At 33.3% G+C, this 26,992-nt stretch carries 19 protein-coding genes, 6 pseudogenes and 1 riboswitch; of the genes and pseudogenes, 1 reads left to right on the forward strand and 24 read right to left on the reverse strand.

Going from position 1 to position 26,992, the window contains the following annotated elements:
• Positions 1-59: 59 nt before the first annotated feature.
• The 19 genes and pseudogenes from AC1RYN_RS03060 to AC1RYN_RS03150 all read right to left on the reverse strand — a co-directional run bounded on the left by AC1RYN_RS03060 (position 60) and on the right by AC1RYN_RS03150 (position 20,348).
• Positions 60-434, reverse strand: coding sequence for a carboxypeptidase-like regulatory domain-containing protein (locus AC1RYN_RS03060; RefSeq protein WP_481805788.1), 375 nt, complete (start codon positions 432-434; stop codon positions 60-62).
• 318 nt (positions 435-752) lie between these two features.
• A complete protein-coding gene (locus tag AC1RYN_RS03065; RefSeq protein ID WP_481805789.1) occupies positions 753-1,328 on the reverse strand; it encodes a pyridoxal phosphate-dependent decarboxylase family protein in 576 nt (191 codons plus the stop codon).
• A gap of 60 nt (positions 1,329-1,388) precedes the next feature.
• A complete protein-coding gene (locus AC1RYN_RS03070; protein ID WP_481805790.1) occupies positions 1,389-1,598 on the reverse strand; it encodes a hypothetical protein in 210 nt (69 codons plus the stop codon).
• Entirely contained in the window at positions 1,567-2,169 is a 603-nt protein-coding gene (locus tag AC1RYN_RS03075; protein WP_481805791.1) for a hypothetical protein, read from the reverse strand. Before AC1RYN_RS03075 ends, AC1RYN_RS03070 begins: the two co-directional genes overlap by 32 nt.
• 158 nt (positions 2,170-2,327) lie before the next feature.
• The gene (locus tag AC1RYN_RS03080; RefSeq protein ID WP_481805792.1) at positions 2,328-3,548 is read right to left on the reverse strand and encodes a dicarboxylate/amino acid:cation symporter; all 1,221 of its coding nucleotides are present in this window, start codon (positions 3,546-3,548) and stop codon (positions 2,328-2,330) included.
• A gap of 75 nt (positions 3,549-3,623) precedes the next feature.
• Positions 3,624-3,968: a methyltransferase domain-containing protein gene (locus AC1RYN_RS03085; RefSeq protein WP_481805793.1), complete on the reverse strand. Its 345-nt coding sequence runs from the start codon at positions 3,966-3,968 to the stop codon at positions 3,624-3,626.
• Positions 3,908-4,276 carry a hypothetical protein gene (locus AC1RYN_RS03090; protein ID WP_481805794.1) on the reverse strand — a complete coding sequence of 123 codons (369 nt, stop codon included), beginning with the start codon at positions 4,274-4,276 and terminating at the stop codon, positions 3,908-3,910. Before AC1RYN_RS03090 ends, AC1RYN_RS03085 begins: the two co-directional genes overlap by 61 nt.
• 208 nt (positions 4,277-4,484) lie before the next feature.
• Positions 4,485-5,441, reverse strand: coding sequence for a methylenetetrahydrofolate reductase [NAD(P)H] (gene metF, locus AC1RYN_RS03095; RefSeq protein WP_481805819.1), 957 nt, complete (start codon positions 5,439-5,441; stop codon positions 4,485-4,487).
• Positions 5,442-5,522: 81 nt separating this feature from the next.
• On the reverse strand, positions 5,523-8,198 hold the full coding sequence (gene metH / locus AC1RYN_RS03100) for a methionine synthase (protein WP_481805795.1): 2,676 nt from the start codon (positions 8,196-8,198) through the stop codon (positions 5,523-5,525).
• Between the two features lie 329 nt (positions 8,199-8,527).
• A complete protein-coding gene (locus AC1RYN_RS03105; protein ID WP_481805796.1) occupies positions 8,528-9,688 on the reverse strand; it encodes a leucine-rich repeat domain-containing protein in 1,161 nt (386 codons plus the stop codon).
• 99 nt (positions 9,689-9,787) lie between these two features.
• Positions 9,788-10,795, reverse strand: a complete 1,008-nt coding sequence (locus AC1RYN_RS03110; RefSeq protein ID WP_481805797.1) for a homocysteine S-methyltransferase family protein — start codon at positions 10,793-10,795, stop codon at positions 9,788-9,790.
• A 255-nt stretch (positions 10,796-11,050) separates the two neighbouring features.
• Positions 11,051-11,163, reverse strand: a riboswitch (SAM riboswitch).
• A gap of 367 nt (positions 11,164-11,530) precedes the next feature.
• Positions 11,531-12,601: pseudogene (locus AC1RYN_RS03115) on the reverse strand (NAD(P)/FAD-dependent oxidoreductase).
• A gap of 76 nt (positions 12,602-12,677) precedes the next feature.
• Positions 12,678-13,255: pseudogene (locus AC1RYN_RS03120) on the reverse strand (precorrin-2 dehydrogenase/sirohydrochlorin ferrochelatase family protein).
• A gap of 58 nt (positions 13,256-13,313) precedes the next feature.
• A complete protein-coding gene (gene cobA / locus AC1RYN_RS03125; protein ID WP_481805798.1) occupies positions 13,314-14,087 on the reverse strand; it encodes a uroporphyrinogen-III C-methyltransferase in 774 nt (257 codons plus the stop codon).
• The gene (locus AC1RYN_RS03130) at positions 14,080-16,170 is read right to left on the reverse strand and encodes a nitrite reductase (RefSeq protein WP_481805799.1); all 2,091 of its coding nucleotides are present in this window, start codon (positions 16,168-16,170) and stop codon (positions 14,080-14,082) included. The genes cobA and AC1RYN_RS03130 overlap by 8 nt, the downstream gene beginning before the upstream one ends.
• 148 nt (positions 16,171-16,318) lie before the next feature.
• Positions 16,319-17,563 carry a sulfate adenylyltransferase subunit 1 gene (locus tag AC1RYN_RS03135; protein WP_481805800.1) on the reverse strand — a complete coding sequence of 415 codons (1,245 nt, stop codon included), beginning with the start codon at positions 17,561-17,563 and terminating at the stop codon, positions 16,319-16,321.
• Positions 17,564-17,683: 120 nt separating this feature from the next.
• A pseudogene (gene cysD, locus AC1RYN_RS03140) lies at positions 17,684-18,584 on the reverse strand (sulfate adenylyltransferase subunit CysD).
• A gap of 125 nt (positions 18,585-18,709) precedes the next feature.
• Positions 18,710-19,420: pseudogene (locus tag AC1RYN_RS03145) on the reverse strand (phosphoadenylyl-sulfate reductase).
• Between the two features lie 25 nt (positions 19,421-19,445).
• Positions 19,446-20,348 (reverse strand): sulfite exporter TauE/SafE family protein, encoded by a 903-nt coding sequence (locus AC1RYN_RS03150; protein WP_481805801.1) that lies wholly within the window; start codon positions 20,346-20,348, stop codon positions 19,446-19,448.
• A gap of 282 nt (positions 20,349-20,630) precedes the next feature.
• On the opposite strand from AC1RYN_RS03150, the gene AC1RYN_RS03155 reads away from it, so the two are divergent.
• Entirely contained in the window at positions 20,631-21,419 is a 789-nt protein-coding gene (locus tag AC1RYN_RS03155; protein WP_481805802.1) for a sulfite exporter TauE/SafE family protein, read from the forward strand.
• Positions 21,420-21,498: 79 nt separating this feature from the next.
• Here the strand turns inward: AC1RYN_RS03155 and AC1RYN_RS03160 are convergent, their stop codons facing one another.
• The 5 genes and pseudogenes from AC1RYN_RS03160 to AC1RYN_RS03180 all read right to left on the reverse strand — a co-directional run bounded on the left by AC1RYN_RS03160 (position 21,499) and on the right by AC1RYN_RS03180 (position 26,981).
• Positions 21,499-21,909, reverse strand: a complete 411-nt coding sequence (locus tag AC1RYN_RS03160) for an RrF2 family transcriptional regulator (protein ID WP_035619819.1) — start codon at positions 21,907-21,909, stop codon at positions 21,499-21,501.
• Positions 21,910-22,121: 212 nt separating this feature from the next.
• Positions 22,122-23,295 (reverse strand): annotated as a pseudogene (locus AC1RYN_RS03165) (trans-sulfuration enzyme family protein).
• Between the two features lie 139 nt (positions 23,296-23,434).
• Positions 23,435-23,860 (reverse strand): OsmC family protein, encoded by a 426-nt coding sequence (locus tag AC1RYN_RS03170; RefSeq protein ID WP_129539904.1) that lies wholly within the window; start codon positions 23,858-23,860, stop codon positions 23,435-23,437.
• A 116-nt stretch (positions 23,861-23,976) separates the two neighbouring features.
• The gene (locus tag AC1RYN_RS03175; protein ID WP_481805803.1) at positions 23,977-24,534 is read right to left on the reverse strand and encodes a hypothetical protein; all 558 of its coding nucleotides are present in this window, start codon (positions 24,532-24,534) and stop codon (positions 23,977-23,979) included.
• 34 nt (positions 24,535-24,568) lie between these two features.
• A pseudogene (locus AC1RYN_RS03180) lies at positions 24,569-26,981 on the reverse strand (aspartate kinase).
• Positions 26,982-26,992: the final 11 nt, after the last annotated feature.

Below are 26,992 nucleotides of genomic sequence, written 5' to 3' on the forward strand. Positions count from 1 at the left end.
ATGTTTTGTAACCTACTGGTTAGATTACGTATTGCTAAGGTTAATACATGCTCCTGTTGTTAGGGAGGCAGCACCTGCACTTTAGATTTTCCTTTTACAGCTACTTCATTTAAAGTCGCCATATCCTCTTCCATTGTAATATTTGGAACTACTTTTCCGCCTTTCAGTAATGTAATTGAAGTATAGATTGTTTTGTAACCTACATAAGTAACTGCCAGAATATAATCTCCAGGCTCAGCACTAATCTTATACTCTCCCTTGCTATTTGTAAGCGTAGCATAAGCTGTTCCTTTTAACGCTACCGAAACCGCTTCGCCTGGTTTTTGATTGTTTATAATAACAATTCCCGATATAGTTGATTTATTTTTCTGTGAAAAGACCTGAATTGTGGTCATTAAAATCAGTAATAGAATTCCTGTTTTATGTAGTCGCATTAACTTTAAATTAAAAATGAACAATTGATATGAAAATTAATTTATGACAAAATTAACTCTTACACTTAAAAAAATCAAGTCTATTTTTAATTATTCTAAATAAGTATATTATTTAACTTTAATAATAACTTTAATTCAATAAAAGAAATATTTATCAGTGTTATTGCAAATTTAAAACCTAAAAAATTCAAAATAAAATGGCAGATTTCATTAAAATAGTAAAGGAATCATATTATAACAAACTTTTTAAAGCATAAAAAAAGTAGCCCGTTTAATTTTTTAAACGGGCTACTTTTAAAATAATCTATATCATTAAGCTTATATTTTGAGCTCCTGAATTGCTTTATTCATTTCTTCTATAACTATTTCAATATCTTTTTTACTAGTTCTCCAGTTTACAAATGAAGCACGGATTCCTTTACGGTTTTGATATACAGTAGGTGTCATAAATACTTTCCCTGTATCATTAAGGTATGTCAGGAATGAATTTACTTTTTCCTGATTGTGTTCTCCCGATAAGGTAAAGCAAACATTATTTAGTCTTGTTGGCGCTAATAACTCAAAGTTTTCATTCCCTGTGATAAAGACATCAAATTGCAAGGCAAGATCAACACTGTTCTCAACTATATCCTGATAGCCATCTTTTCCATAAGCTAATAAAGAAAACCAAACTGGTAAAGCTTTTAATCTTCTAGAATTTTCGGGTAAAAAATTTAAGAAACTAAAATTCTCTAATGGATCTCCTAAGTACGGTGCATTCGAATTTTGAAATGTTTCTATCTGTAATATCTTATGCTCTTCTTTTATCAAATAAAAAGCACTTTCATAAGGTACATTTAGCCATTTATGACAATCAATAGTAATACTATCGGCATTTTCCCATCCGCTAACCAAGTGTTTGTATTTTAGGAGAACAAGCTGCAAATCCTCCAAAAGCTGGGCGTTCTTAGTACCTCACCAAAATTTATACTTCTTCTTCAATTCATTTATGGCTACAAAATCATCAAAATCGGCAGTATTAACCGTTGCAGCACTTGAAATTAGAATAAATGGTTTCCCGTTTAGAGTTTTAATATTTTTTTCTAAATCGGCTACATCTATTGCTTCACGATTTCCTTCGATTGTTTTTATTTTAGTGAAATTCTGACTTCCAATCCCTAACATCGACAAACATTTTATAGAAGAAGAATCTAGCTGTAGCTGAAAAAATCGTAATAGGTTCAGAAACTCCATTTTTAGCAAAATCCTTTCCTAGTTGTTTTCCAAACCATTGTCTTGCCACTGCCAATGAAGTAAAATTAGACATTGTTGCTCCTGTTACAAATCCACCAAGAAATGATTTTGGCAAATCAAGCAATTGCAATAATAAATTAATAGTCTCAATTTCTATTAAAGCCGAAACACCTCCTTGTGCTTTTACTGCTTGTGTATTTTGATCGTAAATTGTCGTTAACCAATCGCCAACTATCGAAGCTGGTGTACTCCCGCCTGTTACAAACCCTAAATATCTTGGCCCAGGCGATGCAATCATTAAAGGAGCTAATCGCTGATTAAATTCATCTAAGGCTACTAATGCACCTAAACCTGATTGATTTAGATTTCTATCGGTAGTTATTGTATTTGAAGTTGAAGTTGGAATGGTATCTAAATTATTCAAAAATTCTACCCCTTGTTGTTTTACTTTTTCAAGTATATTTTCAATATCTTTTAAATCTTGTTGAAGTGTAGTGTTCATTTTAGATAGTATAGTTTAAAATAAAATTTGAAGTTTACAATTTGAAATTGTAATAAGAAAACGAACCATGTCAGTGATGTAAGTTCACTTAAGAAAAGTTTTAAAACTTATACCTTCTTAAATGGCTTATAAGGTTTAAATAAATCGTGAATTAAATTCTACCATTTGGTTTTCTCCGAGAATCGGGAGACTAACATCGACGAAATCACATCACCGTTGGCATTTAGTAAAGTAGCAATTGGATCGACAAGTGTTCCCAATATCATTGCCACTGGCAAAGCTTCTGCCATTGGAAAGCCATAAACTGTTATCGCCAAAACTTCTCCAATATACCCTCCGTTTAGAATAGCTCCTTCTACGATTGATACTATTACAGTAATTCCTAACGCCATCAGTATCGTACTTGGTTCTGTGAAGTCTTTTCCAAACATGGTGAACAATACGGTAATCTTTAAAATAGATGACATACTTGAACCGTCTTTATGCAATGGCGCCCCTAGCGGAATAACCACATTACGAACGTGAGCAGGAATTCCCATTTTTTCAGCTGCTTTAAGATTGGCTGGAATTGTTGCAATACTACTACAGGTTCCGATAGCTGTAAGTGCTGGGGTTATATTATTTGTCCAAAACACTACAAAAGCTCTTCCTCCTGCTACCAAAGCATAAAAACTAAAGAAAACAAAGAAATAGAACACACAAGCTCCATAATAAATCCCCAATGGTTTGGCATAAACCCCAAATAACTGGGGTCCATAAAAACTAACCTGATAGGCAAAATAAGCTCCTAAACCAATTGGAGCCATTTTCATAATAATGTTCAACAACTGTTTCATCACTTCGTTTCCTGAATCTAGGAAACTCTTAAAACTTTCTCCTTTTTCTCCCGATTGCAAAGTTGCAAATCCAATTAAAAATGAAAAAATAATAAGTGCCAACATGCTTTTTCGTGACAATAATTCGAAGAAATCATTTGTTGTAACTAATTGTGCAATTTGATCTCCAACTGTTCCTGTTGCAATATTTTCAAGTGGAACTTTAGAAACTATAATGTTCTGATGAATTGGAAAAAGATAAACTGCTATAATCATAACTATAGCCGAAAGAAGAAGTGTTACCAGAAAAACGGCTACCATCACCACGAATAACCTACCTAGCTTTTCTGTTTGTTCTAAATTAGCAATAGAAGAGGTTATTGTAAAAAAGATTAGCGGAATAATTGCTGTAAAAAGTAAATTCAAGAAAATATCTCCTATCGGTTTTATAATCTCTATGTCTTTACCAAAGACTAATCCTAAAATACTGCCTGCAATAATGCCGCCTAGGAGTAAAAGAATACTACTGTAATTTTTTATAAAATTGATTTTTTTAGTCTCCATAATTAAAAGCATTAGTGTTTTAAAAATCAATTAAATTACGTTAAAAAGAATTCAAAATTAATATTGCCTCATCTTTTATTTCCCCAGAACAATTGTAGCAAACTCTCTATCAACGAGTTCTCCTGTTTTGCTTTTTACTTTTTCAGTTTGATTTTCTATCTTGATAACCTTAAAAAGGGTCTGACTAATCAGTTTTTCGACTTTTTCAGTGTTATAAAGTTCGAATTCAAACTCAGTGAACGGAAGTTTTTTCATAAAACTTTCTTGTGCAAATGTTAGGCTAAATATTCCTTTTTTATCCAACACTCTGTATATTTCCAAAAGTAATTTTACAGGTTCTTGCCAAAAATATAAGGTATTCACTGTAAATATTTTATTGAATTGTGCGTCTGGAAACGGAATTTTATTCCCATCATACAACAGAAAGAAAGCTTGTTTTTGAGAAGCATAATTTCTATTGATCTGGCGTGCTTCCTGAACATGAGTTCTGACATTTCGAGTCCGTAGTACTTTAAATGAGTACTTTGTTCCATTAAATACTCAAGATGAGCTGCGTTACCATGACCTAATTCTAGTATTATATCCCCTTGTGAAATATGCAGATTTTGAATTGAACTTAGCGTCATATTGATGTTTGTTTCATGCATCATATTTGCCATTTCAATTCCTTTTTCTCCTTCAGGTTTTTTTAATTGAGATGCGATCGATTGTAATTCTTCTTTTTTCATAACTAACAGAAATTATTTCAATTTAAAAAAACCTATTATTTTAGCTGGGATAAGAGTGGCATCCTTTTATTACTTTCACAAAATTGTCATTCAGTAAAACGAAAAATCTTCACAAGTTAACCCCCAAACTATGTCGAGTTACTCTCTGAGATTCCTCCTCTGGCGGAATGACAAGATTGGAATAAAGTGCACTTTTCAAAAAGTAAAGTTAGAAAACTTTACTTGCTATTTGACGAATATTTTCAGATTTCCCCATAGAATAATAATGCAAAACTGGAACACCAGCAGCTTTTAATTCTAATGATTGCTGAATCGCCCATTCCATTCCGACTTGGCGTATCTCAGCATTGTTTTTACATTTATCTACTTCGTGAATTAAATCTTCGGGTAAATCGATACGGAAAATTTGAGGCAAAACCTGTAAATGTCTTTGAACAGCTATTGGCTTAATTCCCGGAATGATAGGAATTGTAATTCCCATTTCTCTAGCTTTCTCAACAAAATTAAAATACTTAGAATTATCAAAGAACATCTGAGTTACAACATAATCTGCTCCAGCATCTACTTTTTCTTTCAGTCTTTTTAAGTCAGATTGTAATGATGGTGATTCCAAATGTTTCTCTGGATAACCAGCAACACCAATACAAAAATCAGCTTTGTTATCAACGTCCATTACCTCATGAAGGTATTTTCCTTGATTCAATAAACTGATTTGCTTCACTAAATCTACAGCATAATCGTTTCCTCCCGCTTTTGGAATAAAATATTGTTCATCTTTCATGGCATCTCCACGCAAAGCCATAACATTATCGATTCCTAAATAGTTACAATCTACCAAAAGATACTCCGTTTCTTCTTTGGTAAATCCTCCACAAAGCACATGTGGAACGGTATCTACATTGTATTTATGTTTTATAGAAGCACAGATCCCTAACGTACCTGGACGCATTCTCGTTAATTTTTTATCTAAAAGTCCATTTCCTTTATCAATATAAATATACTCTTCTCGAGAAGTTGTTACATCAATAAATGGTGGATTAAACTCCATCAATGGATCAATATTATCGTATAATTCCTGAATACTTTTTCCTTTTTGAGGCGGGATAATTTCGAATGAGAATAATGTATTCCCGTTTGCCTTTTCTATATGTTTGGTTACTTTCATTTTGATTTCTTGTTTCAAGTTTTTTAGTTTCAGGTATAAGTTTAATGCAACTTGAAACCTGAAACTTGGAACCTTTTCTTTTTAGTCTGCTATATTTGGATTTAGCCATTTCATGGCTTTATCAGTTGAAATACTTCGGCGTTTGGCGTAATCTACAACTTGATCTTCTTTTATTTTTCCTAGTCCAAAATATTTACTTTTTGGATTTCCGAAATAATATCCTGATACCGATGATGCAGGCCACATTGCCATACTTTCGGTCAAGGTTACTCCTATTTCTTCTTCTACATTTAAGAGTTTCCAGATCGTAGGTTTCTCTAAGTGATCTGGACAAGCAGGATATCCTGGCGCAGGACGAATCCCTTTATAATTTTCTTCGATTAAATCTTCAGTTGACAAGGATTCTTCGGCATCGTAGCCCCAGAAATCTTTACGAACTTCTTCGTGCAAATATTCAGCGAAAGCCTCTGCAAAACGGTCAGCCAATGCTTTTACCATAATCGAGTTGTAATCGTCTAAATCTTTTTCGAATTCAGCTGCCCATTCGTCAACACCAAAACCTGTTGTTACACAAAACGCCCCAATATAGTCTGTAATTCCGCTATCTTTTGGCAAAATAAAATCAGACAATGCTATATTTGGTGCTCCTTTTGTTTTTTGTGATTGCTGACGAAGTGTTAAAAATTTCTCCAACACTTTTCCGTTTTCATCACGCAATTCGATATCATCATCATCTACCTGATTAGCAGGAAAAATTCCATAGATACCTTTAGCAGTCAGTTTTTTCTCTGCCAAAATTACTTTCAACATTTCCTGAGCATCTGCAAAAACAGAAGTGGCTTCTTTACCCACAACCTCATCGGTTAAGATTGCTGGATATTTACCGAACAATTCCCATGTTCTAAAAAACGGTGTCCAGTCGATATATGGAACCAGAACATCTAACTCTACTTCGATTACTTTTGCTCCAACAAATTTTGGTTTGGTTGGCGTATATTCTGCCCAATCCAATTGTAATTTGTTTTTACGTGCTTGCTCTATCGTCAGGAAGTTTTTATCTCTTGAACGATTTAAAAACGTTTCTCTAAACGCATCATAATCTGCACGAATATCGCTAGCATATATTTTACGGTTATGATCTAACAAATTTCCTGCAACTGTTACGGCTCTCGAAGCATCGTTTACGTGAATTACAGTTTCTCTGTATTGTGGTGCAATTTTCACGGCTGTATGCGCACGCGAAGTTGTTGCTCCACCAATCATAATCGGAATTTTAATTCCTTGTTTATCTAATTCTTTTGCCAAATACACCATTTCGTCAAGCGAAGGGGTTATTAATCCGCTTAAACCAATAATATCAACATTATGTTCTATCGCAGCGGCTATAATTTTTTCTGGAGGCACCATAACACCAAGATCTACAATCTCATAATTGTTACAAGCCAATACTACCGAAACAATATTTTTACCAATATCGTGAACGTCACCTTTTACAGTTGCCATCAAAATTTTTCCATTCCCTTGCTTGTCGCCGGCTTGTTTGCTAGCTTCAATATAAGGCAATAAATATGCAACGGCTTTTTTCATTACACGTGCTGATTTTACTACCTGAGGCAAAAACATTTTTCCGCTTCCGAATAAATCTCCAACGACATTCATTCCCGTCATTAAGTTAATTTCGATGACTTCAATAGGTTTTGTTGCTGCCAGACGAGCTTCTTCAACATCTTCTTCAATAAAAGCATCTATACCTTTTACTAACGAATGTGTAATACGCTCTTGAACCGTTCCTAAACGCCATTCCTGAATCGCTTTTTCATCTGATTTTACTTCACCTTTTACGTTCTCAGCAAAATCCAAAAGTCGTTCAGTAGCATCATCACGTCTGTTCAAGATTACATCTTCAACGTGTTCTAATAAATCTTTAGGGATATCATCGTAAATCGAAAGCATCTCCGGATTTACAATTCCCATTGTCATACCATTTTTGATTGCGTGGTATAAAAACACCGAGTGCATCGCTTCACGAACGGTATCGTTTCCTCTAAAAGAGAACGAAACATTACTTACTCCACCACTAATATGTGCATGTGGCAAGTTATCACGAACCCATTTTGTACCTCTAAAAAAGTCCAAAGCATTTAAGCGATGTTCTTCCATTCCGGTTGCAACTGGGAAAATATTTAAATCGAAAATAATATCCTGTGGAGGAAAACCAACTTTGTTAACCAGAATATCATACGAACGCTGACAAATTTCAACTCTTCGGTCAAAATTATCTGCCTGACCTACTTCGTCAAAAGCCATAATAATAGCCGCCGCACCGTATCGTTTGATTAATTTGGCATGGTGAATAAAGGCTTCTTCGCCTTCTTTCAAAGAGATTGAGTTTACAACACTTTTTCCTTGTACTACTTTTAGACCTGCTTCGATGATTTCCCATTTCGAACTGTCAATCATAATTGGCACTCTCGAAATATCGGGTTCAGATGCTATTAAATTCAGGAATTTTGTCATTGCCTGAACTCCATCAAGCATTCCTTCATCCATATTGATATCGATGATTTGTGCTCCTCCTTCTACTTGTTGTCTTGCAATATCAAGTGCCTCGTCATACTTCTCTTCCTTGATTAAGCGAAGGAATTTTCTTGAACCCGTAACATTGGTACGTTCACCTATGTTTACAAAAACACTTGTTGGCGTAATAATTAATGGTTCTAATCCTGCTAATACAAGGTCTCTTCTATTTTCTGCCATTTCTTTTTTTAAGTTACTGAGTTCCTAAGGGACTTAGGTTCTGAGTTTTTTCAATTCTTTATTTTATCTTCCTACATGGTTTTCAAAACTTTGTAGGTCTCTTCTTTTTTTAATTTTATTTTGGGCGTGTCCCAAGGGCCGGGCTATCTACTATTAGTCCTCGCACTTCCTTCGTCAGGCTGTGGGCTAGTCGCTTCTATCCCTCACGTGGTTTTGTATTACAATTTGGCATTGCGAGAAACAAAACAATATTATATATCTCTTTTTTTAAAGCAATACTCTCTTTGCAAACACTAACCAAGTATTTATATTAACTAGCTCTTATGATTTTAAAAACAATTAGTACTAACAGTACAATTATATCCCCAAAAATTAACTTGATTTTGAACTTCTGCCAATTCAGAAACATCACAACAGATAGAGGTAAGTTTAGGATTATTTCCAAAATAGTAATTGTTCAAATTACTTCCGTTTTTTAACACCATCGATTGTAAATTTGCCATATTATAAATACCTAAATAATCAAGTTGAGGGCAATAACGTGCATCAAAACTGGATAAAAAATTATTGGATATATCTAAATTTTTTAATGCTGTCAAGCCATTTAAATCGATTGTGGTTAACTTATTATTGTAGCCTCTTATAAAATTCAACTTACTACAATTACTTAATTTTAAATCTGATAAAACATTATTATCACAATAAATATCCATTAAACTAATACAATTTGAAACATTCAAAAAGGTCATCTTATTATTAGAACACTGTAACGAACTTAAATTTTTTAAATTGTTAGCATCCAAAGACGTCAATAAATTATCAGATATATATAAGTAACTCAAATTTTTTAAATGTCCAATTGTTAAAGTAGTTAATAAATTATTTGAACCTCTTAGATCACTAATTTTATTTGAATTTTCAATGTTGAAACTGCTAATTTTATTTGATTCAAAATACACAGATTCAAGTGATGACAATGAACTTAAATTTAAGGAAGTTAATTCATTTTTACTACACCAAAGAATTTTTAAGTTGGTCAAACCTTGTACATTTATATTAGTGATATTATTATATTCACAATATACTGTATGTAGTTTTTTTAGACTTGAAACATCTAAAACTTTAACCTTATTACTTCTAAAAGATAAGTATTTAAGATTTCTAAAGGCAAGCAAGCCTTCCAATGAACTAATATTTGAATTATCAACAGTCAGTTCACTAATGTTCTCGGCTTCACAAACTTGAATAATCCCATCATTATTAGCATCAATTTTAGTCACAAAACCTTCTAAATTGGAAGCCACAACATTATTTAAGTCTGCAGTAGCAGATAATAATTTAGCTTTAAAGTTTGCATCTGGAATATTTACTGTTTGAGTGCAATTTTTATCAGAATTGATGTTCTTAGAATCATCATCAGAATTCGAACAACTCAAAAAAATCAAACTTAAACAAGTTAGCCATCCAACAAAGTAACTTTTAGTATTCATAGTGTAATAGTTAGTATTTTATTTTTCATTGTAATTGAGAGTGAAATAAATCCAAATCCCCCTAATTACCAACAAAAATTTACAACAATCTTTTCTCGTTTATATTGATATTACCGCGGAAGGAACTCTCGGCTTATAATCCTTCGCCACTTCAGCAATTAACCGGATATGATCTGGAGTTGTTCCGCAACATCCTCCGATGATGTTGATTAAATTATCTTCTAGATATTCTTTAATAAATGCTTGTGTTTGTTCTGGTGTTTCATCATACTGTCCGAATGCATTTGGTAATCCTGCATTTGGGTGTGCCGAAACATTAAAGCTCGTATGTTGTGCTAATGTTTTAAGGTATGGTTTCAATAAATCGGCTCCAAGAGCACAATTAAATCCTACACTTAATAACGGGATATGTGATACTGAAATCAGAAATGCTTCAACCGTTTGCCCAGAAAGTGTTCTTCCTGAAGCATCGGTAATTGTTCCTGAAACCATGATTGGAATATCAATATTGCGTTCTTCTTTTACTTCTTCGATTGCAAAAAGTGCAGCTTTTGCATTTAAGGTATCAAAGATGGTTTCTACCAATAATAAATCACAACCTCCATCCATTAAAGCTTCTACTTGTTGTTTGTAAGCAATACGTAAATCATCAAACGTTACAGCTCTGTAACCCGGATCGTTTACATCTGGTGACATACTCGCTGTACGGTTTGTTGGCCCGATTGAACCTGCAACAAAACGTGGTTTGTCTGGATTTTTGGCTGTAAACTCATCAGCTACTGCTCTTGCAAGTTTAGCAGACTCGTAGTTTAATTCGTAAACGTACTCCTCTAGGAAATAATCGGCCATACCGATTGTTGTTCCCGAGAATGTGTTTGTCTCAACGATGTCGGCACCCGCTTCATAGTAAGCGGCGTGGACATCGCGAATGGCACCGGGTTGTGTTATGGATAGTAAATCGTTGTTTCCTTTTAGGGGATGTGGAAAATCTTTAAAACGCTCTCCTCGAAAATCTTCCTCTGAGAAATTATAGCGTTGCAACATGGTTCCCATTGCTCCATCTAGGATTAGAATATTTTTTTTTATTGCTTCTTGAATTGTTGACATTTTCTTGCTTTTCTTGCTATAACACTAAGGTGCAAAGCTTTTATTAAATAGTACCAAAAATTCACTATCATAGCTCTTTAGCCCCGATTACAGCGGTATCCTTTTTTTCTGGGGTTCAGAAAAAAAGATATAGCGGAAAGCGGGAATGTTATGGGCAAAAATGCGCCAATAATTCGCTGCTGATACTGAAATTAGATTCAGTTAATATCGATAAGTTTGTCAAGAAAAGTTTTGAGGAATACATTACTGTATTATGTGTTATCTATCTTTAATACAATGAATGTATAAAGTAGAATGTAGCACCTTCTTTATGATAAAGGGTTGCTAAGGTTTCAATGGGTCTATCCCTCCGCCTTTCGTGATAACTTTCAATAAATATATGAACAGTGCAAAGTAAAGACATAACCTTAACAATTGCAAGTTTTTTTAAGAATCTGAGATTCTAAGTTGCTAAGTTTTTTTTAAAGATGCTAAGTTTAATACTTTGCTTATATTAACAGCCCCGGACGAGCGTAATATTTATAGTCTATTATTCTCAATTTGGGAAAGCTCCAGCGATATCTTAATTATTAATATGTCACCCCGATGGGGTTTCCACCTATAAATGTCTTAATTTCTATAAATATGACATCCCGCTGGGATTTACACATAATACTAAAAAAGCCCAAACTATTACTAGTTTGGACTTTACTATATAAAATCTTAGAGAACTTAGTCCCTCAGAACCTTAGCGTCTTAGACAATTGCTTTAACAACAGCTTTTGGAGCTTCTTTACGAGTTCCGTCAAATCCGTCAACTCCTGAAACGGTTGTATATTTAAGCACATATTTTTTACCTGGATTGATAATTTGGTATGCAGCCTGACACATTAAAGTTGCTTCGTGGAATCCACAAAGAATCAATTTTAATTTTCCTGGGTAAGTATTTACGTCTCCAATTGCGAAAATTCCTGGAATATTAGTTTGATAATCTAATGCATTATTAACTTTAATTGCATTTTTTTCGATTTCTAATCCCCAGTCTCCGATAGGACCTAACTTTGGTGTTAATCCGAAAAGTGGAATAAAATAATCCGTTTCGATAGTACGCGTTGCTCCGCTTTCTTCGATAACAAGTGACTCAATATGCTCTGCACCATTGATTCCGATAACTTCTGCTGGTGTAATTAATCTAATTTTCCCTGCTGTTTTTAAGCTCTTTACTTTTTCTACTGAATCCAAAGCACCTGTAATTCGTTTCTACGGTGAATTAAAGTTACTTCTGAAGCTACATTTGCAAGGAATATCTCCATCTAAAGCTGAATCTCCTCCTCCTGCAATTACAACTCTTTTATCTCTGAATTTTTCTGGATTCTTGATGAAGTATTTCACTCCTTTATTTTCATAAAACTCAATATCTTCTATAAGTGGTTTACGTGGCTCAAAGCTTCCTAAACCTCCTGCAATAGCAATAACTGGCGCATGAAATCTAGTCCCTTTATTTGAGGTCACAATAAAACTTCCATCTTCTTGTTTCTCGATTGTTTCAGCACGCTCTCCTAATGTATAACCTGGCTCAAATTGTTTAATTTGCTCTTGTAGATTATCAATTAAATCACCTGCTAATACTTCTGGAAATCCAGGGATATCATAGATAGGTTTCTTTGGATATAATTCTGAAAGTTGTCCTCCAGCTTGCGGTAAAGCATCTAGGATATGGCATTTTAATTTTAACAATCCTGCCTCGAAAACGGCAAATAAACCAGTTGGACCAGCTCCTATTATAAGTATGTCTGTTTTAATCATTACGATGTTGTTTATAATCATTCTTAATAATGCAAAGAAACGAATAATTTATTTCTAATGTCAATGATTTTTATCATTGATTTCTTTGCGGAATTTTTTACTCTTTATTTTTCAATGAAGCGTAATTTCGTTCATTTTTTTAACCTTATCTTCAAAGTTACCTTTTAGTGTTTTCCTGTATTCATTGAGGTTTTCAACCATTTTATTGATATCTTCAGGAATAACTTCTTCAAAAAATTCTCGAAGTCTTTTTGCTGTTGTTGGTGACTTACCATTTGTAGAAATAGCAATTTTAACATTCCCTTTAGTTACAATTCCACCCAAATAGTAGTCACATAATTCGGGAGTGTCGGCAATATTACAAATCAGATATCTTTCTTGTGATAAATCGTATATCTTTTTATTTACCAATAAATCATCAGTACAAGCAATAACCATATGCCGCTTCTTTAACATCTTTTTCTTGAACTTAGCTTTTGTTAGCGTCAGATTATACTTCTCTGCCAAGATTTCAATTTCAGGTAAAAAGGTAGTTGCAACAACCTCAACATTAGCATTGGGACTAGATTTTAACAGAAAAGAAAGTTTTTCTAATCCTACATTTCCGCCACCAACAATAAGCACATTAAGCTTATGCAGTTTTAAAAATATTGGATACAATTCGTTTCTTTCCATTACAATTTATTTTTACTTCCTAGTCCTCAAAAAAAAGGAGCTAATCTTTTTTAATATATTATGCGATCTTACTTAAAATAAATTCCTCGTAAAACCCTTTTAACTTAGTACTTTCTCTAACTACTTCTCCAATGATAATAATCGCTGGCGAACCTAATTTATTTTCTGCAGCAATTTCCTGAATTGTATTTATAGTTCCAATTCCGACTTTCTCATCCGGAGTTGTTCCGTTTTGAATAATCGCAATTGAAGTTTCTCCTTTCGATTCTTTTTGGAACAAAGCAACTATCTGTGCCAGCTTACTCATTCCCATCAAAATAACTACTGTGGCAGAAGATTGAGCTGCAAGTGCAACATCCGAAGATAATTTTCTATCTGAAGTTGTTCCTGTAATAGCCCAAAAACTCTCCGAAACTCCTCTTTTGGTTATCGAAATTCCTAAATTAGCGGGAACTGCAATGACCGATGATATTCCAGGCACCACAAATGTAGGTATTCCGAAACTCTCTACATATTCTATTTCTTCGCTTCCACGGCCAAACACAAACGGATCTCCTCCTTTTAGACGCACTACATTTCCATAAGTTAATGCATTATCGACTATTAATTGGTTAATCTGATCCTGAGTATAGGTATGATTTGCTATTCGCTTACCAACAAAAATCCGAATTGCATTTTTAGGTGCATATTCTAAAATTTCTTCATTTGCCAAAGCATCATACAAAACCACATTTGCTTCAGCAAGTGCTTTTACACCTTTTAAAGTCATCAAATCAGGATCACCAGGACCTGCTCCGACTAAAGTTACTTTGGGTTTTACTGTATTAAGCATTTGCTAAATCTTTGGCTCTATATTTTTCGATTGTATCAAAAAATGAAATCCCTTCTTGGATATATTGTTTTGCAAACGCTTCTGAAGGTTCCACTTTATTGATCTGATAAACTAATTCTCTGAATGTTGTTGGCAATTCAATTTTAGAAGTTGTAACAAAAACAGTATCAAACAAATCAACAATTCCTGCGTGATTATTTGTTTTCTCATTTTCTGAAAGTAACAATGCTTTAGCACCATTTACAAATCCTGCGTAAGCATGGTAAATAGCATCTGACCATTTGTTTTCGTCGAATGACTCTTGTGCGAAAGTTAATTTATCTTTTGCTTCTAATAATAAAGTAGCTACTAAATCAATAACAACTCCAGCACATTCTCCTACTCCAACAGCTTTTACATAGTTGTCGGCATTACCCCAATCCACAAAATCAGCTTCGGTTAAATTGGTTACATCTGCGAAAGGTTTTAATATTTCATAAAAATATTTTTCTCCTTTTGCATCGTAATAATTCAGGAATTTTTGTCCGTTTGCATTTGCATCAAAATCATTTAAAATCGTACGTAATACATCTGGTCCTCTACGACTTGGAATTTTAATTACTTTATCCGCAAAACGACCTGATCCGTTTCCTAATCTTCCTCCCCCTAATAAAACTTGTAACGCTGGCGCAACCAGTTTTCCTGAGTTAATAGACATTCCCTGAAATCCAATTGCAGACATATTGTGCTGTCCACAAGCATTCATACAACCACTAATTTTTATTTCGATTTCATGGTTATTACTATATTGAGGATATTCGGCATTTAGAACTTTCTCTAATTCTTCGGCAATTCCTGTACTACTTGCAATACCAAGGTTACAAGTATCTGTACCAGGACATGCAGTAATATCAGCAGTTGAATTATATCCTAAATTAACGAAACCTAATTTTTCTAATTCTTGATAAAAGAAAGGCAGATTCTCTTCTTTTACGTGACGAATTACAATATTTTGACGTAATGAAAAACGCAATTCGTTTGCTGCATAATTCTTAATCAAGTCGGCTAATATTCTAGCTTTATCTGTATAAAAATCTCCTAGTAATACTTTAATTCCGATAGCGTAATATCCATCTTGTTTCTGAGCAATTACGTTTGATTTTTTCCAAGCTTCATAAGCTGCTGTATCTTCAATAGTAACCGATGGAACGGTTAATAATGGCTCTGGAATTGGCGCATCAAAAGCAGTTGTGTCTATTTCGTATGTTTCAAAAGCAATTGCTTTTTTCTCTTTTTCAACCAAATCCAAAAAGGCATCTCTTCCCATTTCTTTGATTAAAAATTTCATACGCGCTTTCATTCTTTTTGCACGTTCTCCGTATCTGTCAAAGATACGAATCACTCCTTCTGCTGTTGGAATAATCTGATTAGCAGGAACAAATTCCGAAAGTAATTCGGCATGTGCAGGTTGCGAACCTAATCCTCCTCCTAACATGATTTTAAATCCACGAACACCATCTACAATTTTTGGAATAAATCCTAAATCGTGCAAATAGCTCAAAGCAGTATCTTCATCTGATGATGAAAAGGAAATTTTAAATTTACGTCCCATTTCCTGACAAATAGGATTTCTTAGTAAATATTGAAACAAAGCATGTGCGTATGGCGAAACATCAAATGGTTCGTTTACATCTACACCTGCCAATTCACTTGCAGTAATATTACGTACGGTGTTTCCACAAGCTTCACGCAAGGTTACATCATCTTTGGCTAAATTTGCCCAAAGTTCTGGAGTTCTGTCTAAACTTACATAGTGAATCTGAATGTCCTGCCGTGTTGTAATATGCAAACGTCCTGTAGAATATTCATCAGAAACTTTAGTAATACGTACTAATTGCTCGCTGGTAACTTTACCAAATGGCAATTTAATACGAATCATTTGAACGCCTTCCTGGCGTTGCCCGTAGATTCCACGTGCTAAACGAAGACTACGAAAACGCTCATCATCAATTTTCCCTCCACGGAATAAATGAATCTTTTTTTCTAGATCGATAATCTCTTTCTGAACTATCGGATTTTCTATTTCTGTTCTAAAACTTTCCATTTTTATTTTTCTTGCTTTAGGCTTTAAGCTATATGCTATAAGCTTCCTTTAAACTTTATTCTTTTCTTTGGGTAATAAGCTTTAAGCTTCTCCAAACACCTTATATTTTTTTGCTTAAAGCTTACAGCCTAAAGCGTATTGCAGGAAATTATCGAATGAATCCTACTCCTGCAGTTGTATTGGTTGCGGTATCAATCAGGATAAAAGCTCCATTTGATTTATTGTCGTTATAGGCATCAAAATATAAAGGCTTACTCAATTTAATGCTTACTTCACCTATTTCGTTTATTGCTAATTGAGTTGCTGGTGTTGTACCTGAGTAATCGGTTGCGATTGTATTTTTGATACTTTCTACTTTTGCCAAAACTCTGTTTGTATTATGCTGAACGATATATTTTGTTCCAGGAACTAACTTTTTAGAATCCATCCAACAAACTGTTGTTGTGATATCTTTTTCTATTTTAGGAAGTTCGTTAGATTTTACAATCATATCTCCTCTCGTAACATTGATGTCATTTTCTAATTCAATTGTAATTGATGAACCTGCAATTGCTTCATCAAATTGTTTATCGAAAAAATGAATATTCTTTACTTTAGATTCTGTTAATGATGGTAAAACTGTTACTGCATCTCCTACTTTAATTGAGTTCCCATATAATTTACCAGCATATCCTCTAAAATCATGATACTCTTCTGTCTTTGGGCGAATTACTGTTTGAACTGGAAAACGTGCCTCTCCTTTTTCAAAAACATCTGTTGGCTCTAAAGCTTCTAAATGTTCCAAAACAGTTTGTCCGTTATACCATTTCATATTTTCCGATTTATCAACTACGTTTCCTCCGTTGATTGCACTTAATGGAATATAACTTACGTTTTGTTCTTTGAAAGTACTTTTAGCATTTAATGCCTGAAAATCGGCTTTGATTTTATTAAAAACTTCTTCTGAATAATCGACTAAGTCCATTTTGTTTATCGCAACAATTACCTCTTTTACTCTCAATAAATTATTGATAAAAAAGTGACGGTACGTTTGCTCGATTACTCCTTTACGAGCATCAATCAAAATGATTGAAACTTGCGAAGTCGAAGCTCCTGTAACCATGTTACGTGTATACTCTACGTGACCTGGTGTATCGGCAATGATGTAACTTTTCTTAGCTGTCGAAAAATATATATGCGCTACATCAATAGTGATCCCTTGTTCTCTTTCTGCTACTAATCCGTCAGTTGCTAATGAAAAATCTAAGTAATCGTATCCTTTTAATTTACTGCTTTTTTCTATTGCTTCTATTTTATCTGTAGTCAATGACTTTGTATCGTACAATAATCTTCCAATTAAAGTACTCTTTCCGTCATCTACACTTCCTGCTGTTGCTATTTTTAAAACTTCCATTCTTATATTTTGTTTCAGGTTTATTTTTTTGTTTCAGGTTTCACGTTGCTTACCTTTTGAACTAAAATTTAAATCTGTATGTTTTTGTTTTCTTAATTCTAACTTTTAATTATTAATCAATTAAAAGTACCCTTGTTGTTTTCTTTTCTCCATCGCTGCTTCAGAACGTTTATCGTCAATTCTGGCACCTCTTTCAGATATTGTAGATGTTCTGATTTCTCCAACTACTTCTTGAATTGTTGCTGCATACGAATCAACTGCTGCTGTACAAGTCATATCTCCAACAGTTCTGAAACGGACAATTCTTTCTTCAATTTGTTCATCTTCTTCCTGATATACAAATTCTGAGTGTGACCATATTAATCCGTCTCTCAAGAAAACTTTACGTTTATGTGAAAAATAAATTGATGGAATTTCAATTTTTTCTTGTTCAATATAACTCCAAACATCAAGCTCAGTCCAGTTTGAAATTGGAAAAACACGTACATTTTGTCCATTTTCAATTTTTCCGTTCAGAATATCAAATAACTCTGGGCGTTGATTTTTCTCATCCCACTGACCAAAATCGTCACGAACAGAAAAAATACGTTCTTTAGCTCTTGCTTTTTCTTCATCTCTACGTGCACCACCAATACAAGCATCAAACTTAAATTCTTCAATAGCATCTAAAAGTGTAGTGGTCTGTAAGCTGTTTCTACTAGAATATTTCCCAGTTTCTTCTACAACTTTCCCTTCATCGATAGCATCCTGAACATTTCTTACGATTAATTCTAATCCTAACTCAGCAACTAATTTATCTCTAAATTCTATTGTTTCAGGAAAATTATGTCCTGTCTCAACATGCCAATAATGGGAAAGGTATTTTTGCAGGAAAGAATGCTTTTTGTGCTAAACGCACTAAAGTGATCGAATCTTTACCTCCTGAAAAAAGTAAAACCGGTTTATCAAACTGAGAAATTACTTCTCTAAAAATGTATATCGCTTCGCTTTCTAAAGCATTTGTTTTTAATACTGAACTCATTGTTTTTTGTTTCAAAGTTTGAAGTTTAAAGTTTCAGGTTTAACAACCTCATCTAAAAACTTTTAACCATTATTATTTTTTATTCTATTCTCTTTATTACCTCTTTGCTCTATTCTCTTGCTTTCCTATTCTTTCTTAGCGCTATGCAAACCACATTCTTTATGGCTCGATTCCCACCACCATCTTCCGGCTCTAATATCTTCGTCTGGCAAAATTGCTCTTGTACATGGTGCACAACCTATACTTACAAACCCTTTTTTATGTAATGCGTTTTGAGGTACGCTATGCTCTTGTAGATAATCCCTCAACTTCTTCTAATGACCATTTTAATAACGGATTGAATTTTATTATTTCGAAATTGGCATCGTATTCAAACAATTGCAAATCATTTCTATTTTCTGATTGCTCGGCTCTCAATCCTGTTATCCAAACTGCATTTCCTTCTAAAGCTTTTCTTAACGGAACTACTTTACGAATAAAGCAGCATTCCTTTGATTCTAACCGATTCATAAAAGCTATTCGGCCCTTTTTGTTTTAATAAATTCTCTACCGCTGTTGCTTCTGGAAAATAAACTTCAATCTGTTTTTTATACTTTTTTAATGTCTATGAAAAAACATCGTATGTTTCCTGAAATAACCTTCCAGTATCTAATGTAAAAATGGTAATATCGATATTGTTTCTAGCAATATAATCGGTAATAACCTGATCTTCCTGACCAAATGAAGTCGAAAAAACCACTTTGTCCTTATATTCATTAGCCAAAAAAGTTAATGTTTCTTCTAAAGTAAAAATCTTTTGTTTTATCTAATAAAGATATAATACTTGTTGCACTCATATTCTTATTTTTTCCTAAAAAATTATTACAATAATTTAGATAATGTTTTCAAACTCAAAAGGATAATTAATATTCCTACTGCTACCATCATTGGTTTTCTTTTTATTTTATTCACTAAAAAAGCAGCAAGAGGAGCTGCAATTACACCACCCAAAATCAAACCTACAATAACTTGCCATCCGTGGATTCCTCCAAAAAGCATAAACGTTATCCCACTTGCAAACGAAACTGCAAACTCAGCTGCATTTACTGACCCAATTGTATAACGAGGATTCCTACCCCTTCCTAACAATGTTGAAGTTACAATTGGTCCCCAACCTCCACCACCAACAGAATCCATAAAACCTCCAAAGGTTGCTAAAACCCCAAGTCGTTTTGTTTTCTTTTTAACAATTGTTTTAGCCAATGCTTTTCTTATTATTATAATCGCCAATACAATCATATAAACTGCGATGAATGGTTTTATAGCATCACCATCGATTACATCTGATAATAAATAAGCTCCTGTAATTGAACCTAAAACTCCTGGAACCAATAAATTCTTAACCAATTTTTTATTGATATTCCCAAACTTATGGTGTGATATCGCCGATGCCCCTGTAGTAAACATCTCAGCTACGTGAACACCACCACTACTAACTACCGGTGAAACCCCATAAGCCAATAAAAAAGAGGTTGATGTTGCTCCATAACCCATTCCTAAAGTTCCATCTACCAATTGCGCAAAAGCACCAATTAAAAAAAACACTAAAAACTCTTGATTGAATCCATCTAAGAAACCTTGCCAAGAAAATTCAGCATGATGATTATAAATCAGCACCAAAATCAAACCCAACAATAAGGCAGCAGGAATTATAACCCATAATTTTTTTGAAAACGACTCACCTGACTTTATTGCTACAGCATTTAATTTCAGTTCTTTTTCCATACGCTTAATTGTTTTTTTTAATTTTAAAATCTATTACCCTATCGGCTTAGTAGATTACAATGCAAAATTACTACTTATTTCTAAATATCAAAATAATATTTGTTTTTTTTACATCACTAATTGTCTTTAAGTTACATCATAAAAACACTCTTAATAGTTCTCAAAATCCTTACAGTATATTATAAGACGCATTTCATTACTCTTTTGTGATATTTTTCTTAAAGTCTACCACATCTATAGGATTATTGTGAAATTGTTATTATTTTTACCCAAATTTTTTTTATGGATTTCCAAATAGGTCTTGTAGTTGCAGGTTTAGTCGTAGGTTTTATAGTTGGATTAACAGGTGTAGGAGGCGGTTCTTTAATGACTCCTATTTTATTATATTTTGGGATTCCCCCAACTACTGCAGTCGGTACCGATTTATTATATGCAGCTTTTACCAAAATGGGAGGCGTATTTGTACATCATAAAAAGGGAAATATAAACTGGAAAATTACAGGCTGGCTTACTTTAGGAAGCGTCCCTGCCTCTTTACTTACCTTATGGATATTAAACAGTATAAAAACAGATATTTCTACTATTAATGCTGTCATAAAATATAGTTTAGGTTGGGCATTGCTCTTTACTTCAATTGCAATTTTGTTCAAAAAGAGATTATTAATATACTCTCAAAAACACGCAGGAGATAAATTTCATAGTGAAAGCCATACACAAAACATGCTAACCATTGGAATTGGCGTATTACTGGGAGCAACCGTAACACTAACATCCATAGGAGCTGGAGCATTAGGCACGGTTACTTTATTTTTTCTTTACCCGCTTTTGCCAACGCCTCGCCTGGTGGGAACTGAGATTGCCCATGCAGTTCCTTTAACGCTTGTAGCTGGAATAGGCCATGCTTCAATGGGAAATTTAGACTTAATTTTGCTAGGACAGTTATTACTAGGATCGCTTCCCGGAATTTTTATGGGAAGTATGCTAAGTGGAAAAGTTCCTGATTTATTTCTTAGAAATGCTATTGCTGTAATGCTATTTTTAGCTGGATATAAATTAATTTTCTCAGACTAAACAAACGATTAAAAACATAAAAAAGACCATTTCGGACATACTGAAATGGTCTTTTTTTTATATTTAAAAACGTGATTGACTAAAATGCAATATCGGCTAGTGAATTATTCTCTAAAACTTTTAAGGTATTGTCTCTTACTTCTGTCATTAAACGCCTTGCTGCACAAGTAGTTTCATCATCGCAATCATCACATTTTTCATAAAAATTATGACTTGCACATGGTAACAATGCAATAGGACCTTCAAGAATACGGTATACTTTCGCCATACTGATATCTTTTGGATCTTTTATCAGATAATAGCCTCCGCCTTTTCCTTTTTTAGCGCCAAGGAATCCCGAATTTCTTAATAGCAGCAAAATACTTTCCAAAAATTTAATCGAAATATGTTCACTTTTAGCAATTTCAGCAATTTGTACAGGCTCGTTATTTTCTCGCCTGGCCAAATATGTTAAAGCCTTGATTCCGTATTTGGTTTTCTTTGAAAGCACTTATATAAATTTTAGATTGTAGACACTATATATTTTTCTGCAACAAAAATAGGTTTTTTGAACGAGAAAAATAACTGAATGAATAATCAAGTCCTACTAAATTAGTGTAGTATAAATAAAAAACGATTTTTAACTGCATAAAAGCTACAGTTAAAAATCGTTTTTTAATGTTATAATCAATTGTAGATTTTAAAATCCACAATCGAAACCTTTTAAGAAAGTGCTTGCTCTAAGTCAGCAATTACATCTTTTACTGTTTCTAAACCTACAGACACACGTACTAAACCTTGTGTAATACCAACTGCTAATTGATCTTCTTCAGACAATTTACTGTGAGTTGTTGATGCAGGATGCGTAACAATTGTTCGTGTATCTCCAATATTAGCTGACAGTGAACACAATTTAATTTTATCCAAAAATTTTCTACCAGCATCTATTCCGCCTTTTATTTCAAATGCAATAATATTACCACCTAAAAGCATTTGCTTTTTGGCAATTTCATATTGTGGATGTGATTTTAAGAACGGATATTTAATGCTATTCACATTTGGGTGCGCCTCTAGAAACTCAGCAACTTTAAGTGCATTCTCGCAATGTTTCTCTACACGCACAACCAAAGTCTCTAAACTTTTTGATAAAATCCAAGCATTAAATGGTGATAAAGCCGGTCCTGTATTTCTTGAAAACAAATAAATTTGTCTGATTAAATCTTCTCTCCCTACTGTTACTCCTCCTAAAACACGTCCTTGACCATCGATTAATTTAGTAGCAGAATGTACTACCAAATGTGCTCCGTGTTTTATAGGCTGTTGAATATATGGCGTTGCAAAACAGTTATCAATAATTAAAATCAAATTGTGTTTTTTTGCAATTGTTCCAAGCAATTCCAAATCGATTACATCTACACACTTGATTTGTTGGTGATTCAGCATATAATATTTTTGTATTGGGCTTAATAAAACTCTCAATAGTTTCTGGTTTATTGATATCAAAATAAGAAGTTTCAATATTCCATTTTGGAAAATAAGTCACAAACAAAGCATGAGTTGAACCAAAAACACTACTTGCAGACACAATATGATCTCCTGCATTTAATAAAGCTGCAAAAGTAGAATATACCGCTGCCATTCCTGTTGCAAAGGCATAACCTGCTTCTGCCCCTTCCATTTTACAAATTTTATCTACAAATTCGGTTGTGTTCGGGTTACTAAAACGGCTATAAATATTCCTGTCTTTTTCTTCCGTAAAAGAAGCTCGCATATCTTCGGCATCTTCAAATACAAAACTTGATGACAGGTACAATGGTACCGAATGCTCTAAATACTGGGATCTTTCTAATTGTGTTCTTATGGCTTGAGTTTCAAAACCAAATTCTTGTTCATTCATTTTTTTTTGTTTTTTTATTTCATGTTTCAAGTTTCAGGTTACACGATAAGCAAAAACCTTCATCTTGAATTTATGCAAGTGAATCTTTTTTAGCCAATCTAAAAATTATCTAATTCTCGAATTGACTAATTTTTTAATTCTATAATTCTTCATTGTTTAAAACCACTTTGTATTTTATTGTGGCTGTAGGTTCGACAGTTTTTCCAACTGAACAATATTTTTCAAAAGAAAGCTGTGCAGCACGTTGTGCTTTTTCAGGATTAATATCTCCTTCTAAGTAAAAAACCACAAAGATTTCTTTAAAAGGCTTCGCTTCTCCTACTTGTACTCGTTCTCCTTCAACCTCAGCTTTAAATGAAGTTATTTCCTGGCGTTGTTTCTTTAAAATCGAAATCATATCAATAGCGCTGCATCCTGCAACTCCCATCAAAACTAATTCCATTGGACTTGCACCTAAATCGCTTCCGCCAAATTCGGCTCTGCTATCTACATCAACTACATGTCCACGTTCATTTTTGAGCTTAAAATGAAACGCATCATTTACTCTGTCTAAGGTTACTTTCATGTTTTTTGTTTATTGAATGTTGAATACTAAAATTTTCGAAATGGGCATATTCAACTAATTTTTATTTTTTATTTGAGCATTTTAAAACTTTTTCTAATAAGAAAAAGCAAAAAAGTTTATTTATCTTTTTTATCTAATTTATTCCAATAATCTAGAATTTTGCTTTTATAAATTTCACTCAAAGAATCAAAATTAGATGAGAATTTATCTGTTCCAAAATTATCCGAGACACTCGATTCTATAGTGTAAAACTGGTCTTTTTGTGAAAATATTAAATGAACGGATTGTTGTTTAAAATCAGCATCATAAAGTCCGTAAATAAAAAGAGCATCGATACTTTTGTCTTTATCAAAATCCCAAAATGCTTTTCTACTTCCCCAAGCCGAAATGATTCCGCTATGATTTACTTCGAGAATAGATTTCACAACCCATTTATCATTAACTTTTGTAAACCGCTGAAAATACATTTTATCAGGATTTGCATTTTTTTCAATCTTCGAAAAAATAAATACATTATCCTCATTTCCTGGAGAGTTCACCTCATCTATTTGAATTGCTCTAACTCCTTTGTATGGAAAAACTTCTTGCGTATAACTGTCTTTGTTTCTAACAATACTCGAAACTTGTGCATTAATAACGTTTGTAAATAATAACAGTAAAAAAAGTTTTTTCATCTTTTTAATATGTGAATTTAATGATTCTCGCAAACTATTCTTTATCCGATAATCTCAAGATATCCCCAAAAACTCCTCTTGCTGTTACTGCAGATCCTGCTCCAGCACCTTGTATTACAATTGGTCTGTCTCCATAAGATTCTGTATAAATTTCAAAGAAAGAATCAGATCCTTTTAATCCTCCCAGTGCTGTATCCGAAGGTACCGAAACTAATTTTACTTCTAAAACTCCTTTATCATTTTGTAAATCACCAGACAACTCGCCTATGTATCTTAATACGTGATTTGGCTTTTGATCCTTTTTTATCTTGTCGTAAATTGGGTCAAACTCTTTTAATTTAGTTAAGAAATCAGAAACATTACCTTCACGTAAATGTTCTGGAATTAAGTTCTGAATTGAAACTTCTTCAAATTCATTTTGTAAATCCAATTCTCTAGCTAAAATTAATAATTTTCTACCAACATCGTTACCACATAAATCCTCACGCGGATCTGGCTCTGTATATCCGTTATCGATTGCTTCTTGCAAAATCTGACTAAACGGAGCATCTTTCGCAGAGAAATTATTAAATAAATAACTCAACGTTCCAGAGAAAACTCCTTTTATTTTGGTGATATTTTCACCTGAAAGATGCAGTAATTTTATGGTATCTATTAATGGCAATCCAGCTCCAACATTGGTTTCATATAAATAATTCTTCTGATTATCTGCCAATGCTTTTCTTAATTCTTTATAAAAGCCATAACTAAGCGTATTCGCAACTTTATTTGACGAAATCAAATCAAAACTACTTTCTATCAACGAAATATAATTTTCGACGAAAGTCGCACTTGCAGTATTATCAATAGCAATTAAATTCTCTAAGTGGTTTTCATTTGCGTAAGCAATAACATCATTGATTGTGTAAGCAACTTCCATTATTTTCGATATCTTTTTTCCAATCTGCAGTAACTCCATTTTTATTTAAAAGCACTTTTTTAGAATTGGCAATAGCAAAAACGTTCAACTTAATATCTTTACGTTTTTCTATACTTGCTGCCGAAGCCAAGATTTGATTTATTAATGTCCCACCAACTAATCCATGTCCAAAAACGGCAATATTAATTTTCTTTGAAACTCCAAAAATCTCTCCATGAATTACATTTAAAGCTTTATGAAGTTCTGATTTTTTAACTACCAAACTCACGTTTTTACCCGTAACGGTATTATTAAACAAAATTGGAACAATTTTATTTTTGATTAAAGCTGTGTAGGGTTTGTGGAATGTACTTAAATCTTGTCCTATTATCGAAATTACCGAAACGTTATCAATCAGTCACTGTAATTTGGTTAACATCTTTAGAGTAAAAGTCATTTTCAAATTCTTTTTCCAATTCAATATTATTGCTGTAGTTGCTTTATCTGTAGCAACTACAAGCCCGATTCCTCTTTTCGAAGAACCTTGAGAAATAATACTTACACTAATATCATTATCTCCCATTACTTTAAAAATACGGGCATCAACACCTGCCTTACCAAGCAATCCACGACCTTCAAGGTTTACTAATGATAAATTCTCCAACACCGATAGTGTTTTAATTCCTTCTTTAGCTGAATCTGATGTGATTAGTGTTCCTTGATTTTCATGATTAAAAGTATTTAAAATACGGAGCGGAATACTTTTTTCGATCAACGGAATTATCGTTTTTGCATGCAAAATAGTAGCACCAAAGTTTGCTAACTCGTTTGCTTCATTGAAAGATAAATATTCAATCTTTTTAGCATCACTCACTAAGTCTGGATTTGCAGTATATATTCCATCAACATGGGTGAAATTGGAGCTCTTCGGCATCCAGATAATTTGCCAATAAAGAGGCCGTGTAATTACTCCCATTTCTAAAGTGGTTGTATCGTTATTATTGTTTGATCCAGAAAACCCGTCACAACATTTACAGTTGAGCCGTTATGCTGCTTAAAATAATTAATTACATTTTTCTTTGAGTTGCTCCAAAAGTTGTGCATCCCCAAATTTAGAATCTGTTTTAAGTAACTCCCTAGAATCAGCAAAATTTGCAGGAACTCCTTTTTTGATTAAAATGGCTGTTAATAATTTAGCCGATAACAATTCTCCTTTCGAAAGAATCTGATCTTTTATCTTCTTACTATAATCTCCAATTAAGCTAACTCCTTCAAAAAGTTTATCCAAAACTTCAAACTCTTCTGAAAAATCTACATTCTTATATTCCGAAATTTGATACGTTTTAAAACTCTCTAATAATGGCTTGTAATTTCCATTTTTAGAAGCAATTGTCAACATATCTTCTAGTTCATCTGTTGCGTTCCCACGAGCAGAAACAACTACGGCAATTTTCTCACCTTGATTTATTTTATCAATAATTATCGAAACTACTTTATTAAGTCCTTCTCCGTTTGATAATGATTTACCTCCAAATTTTAATATTTTCATTGTATATGTGT

The sequence above is a fragment of the Flavobacterium sp. TC780 genome, from assembly GCF_056783245.1.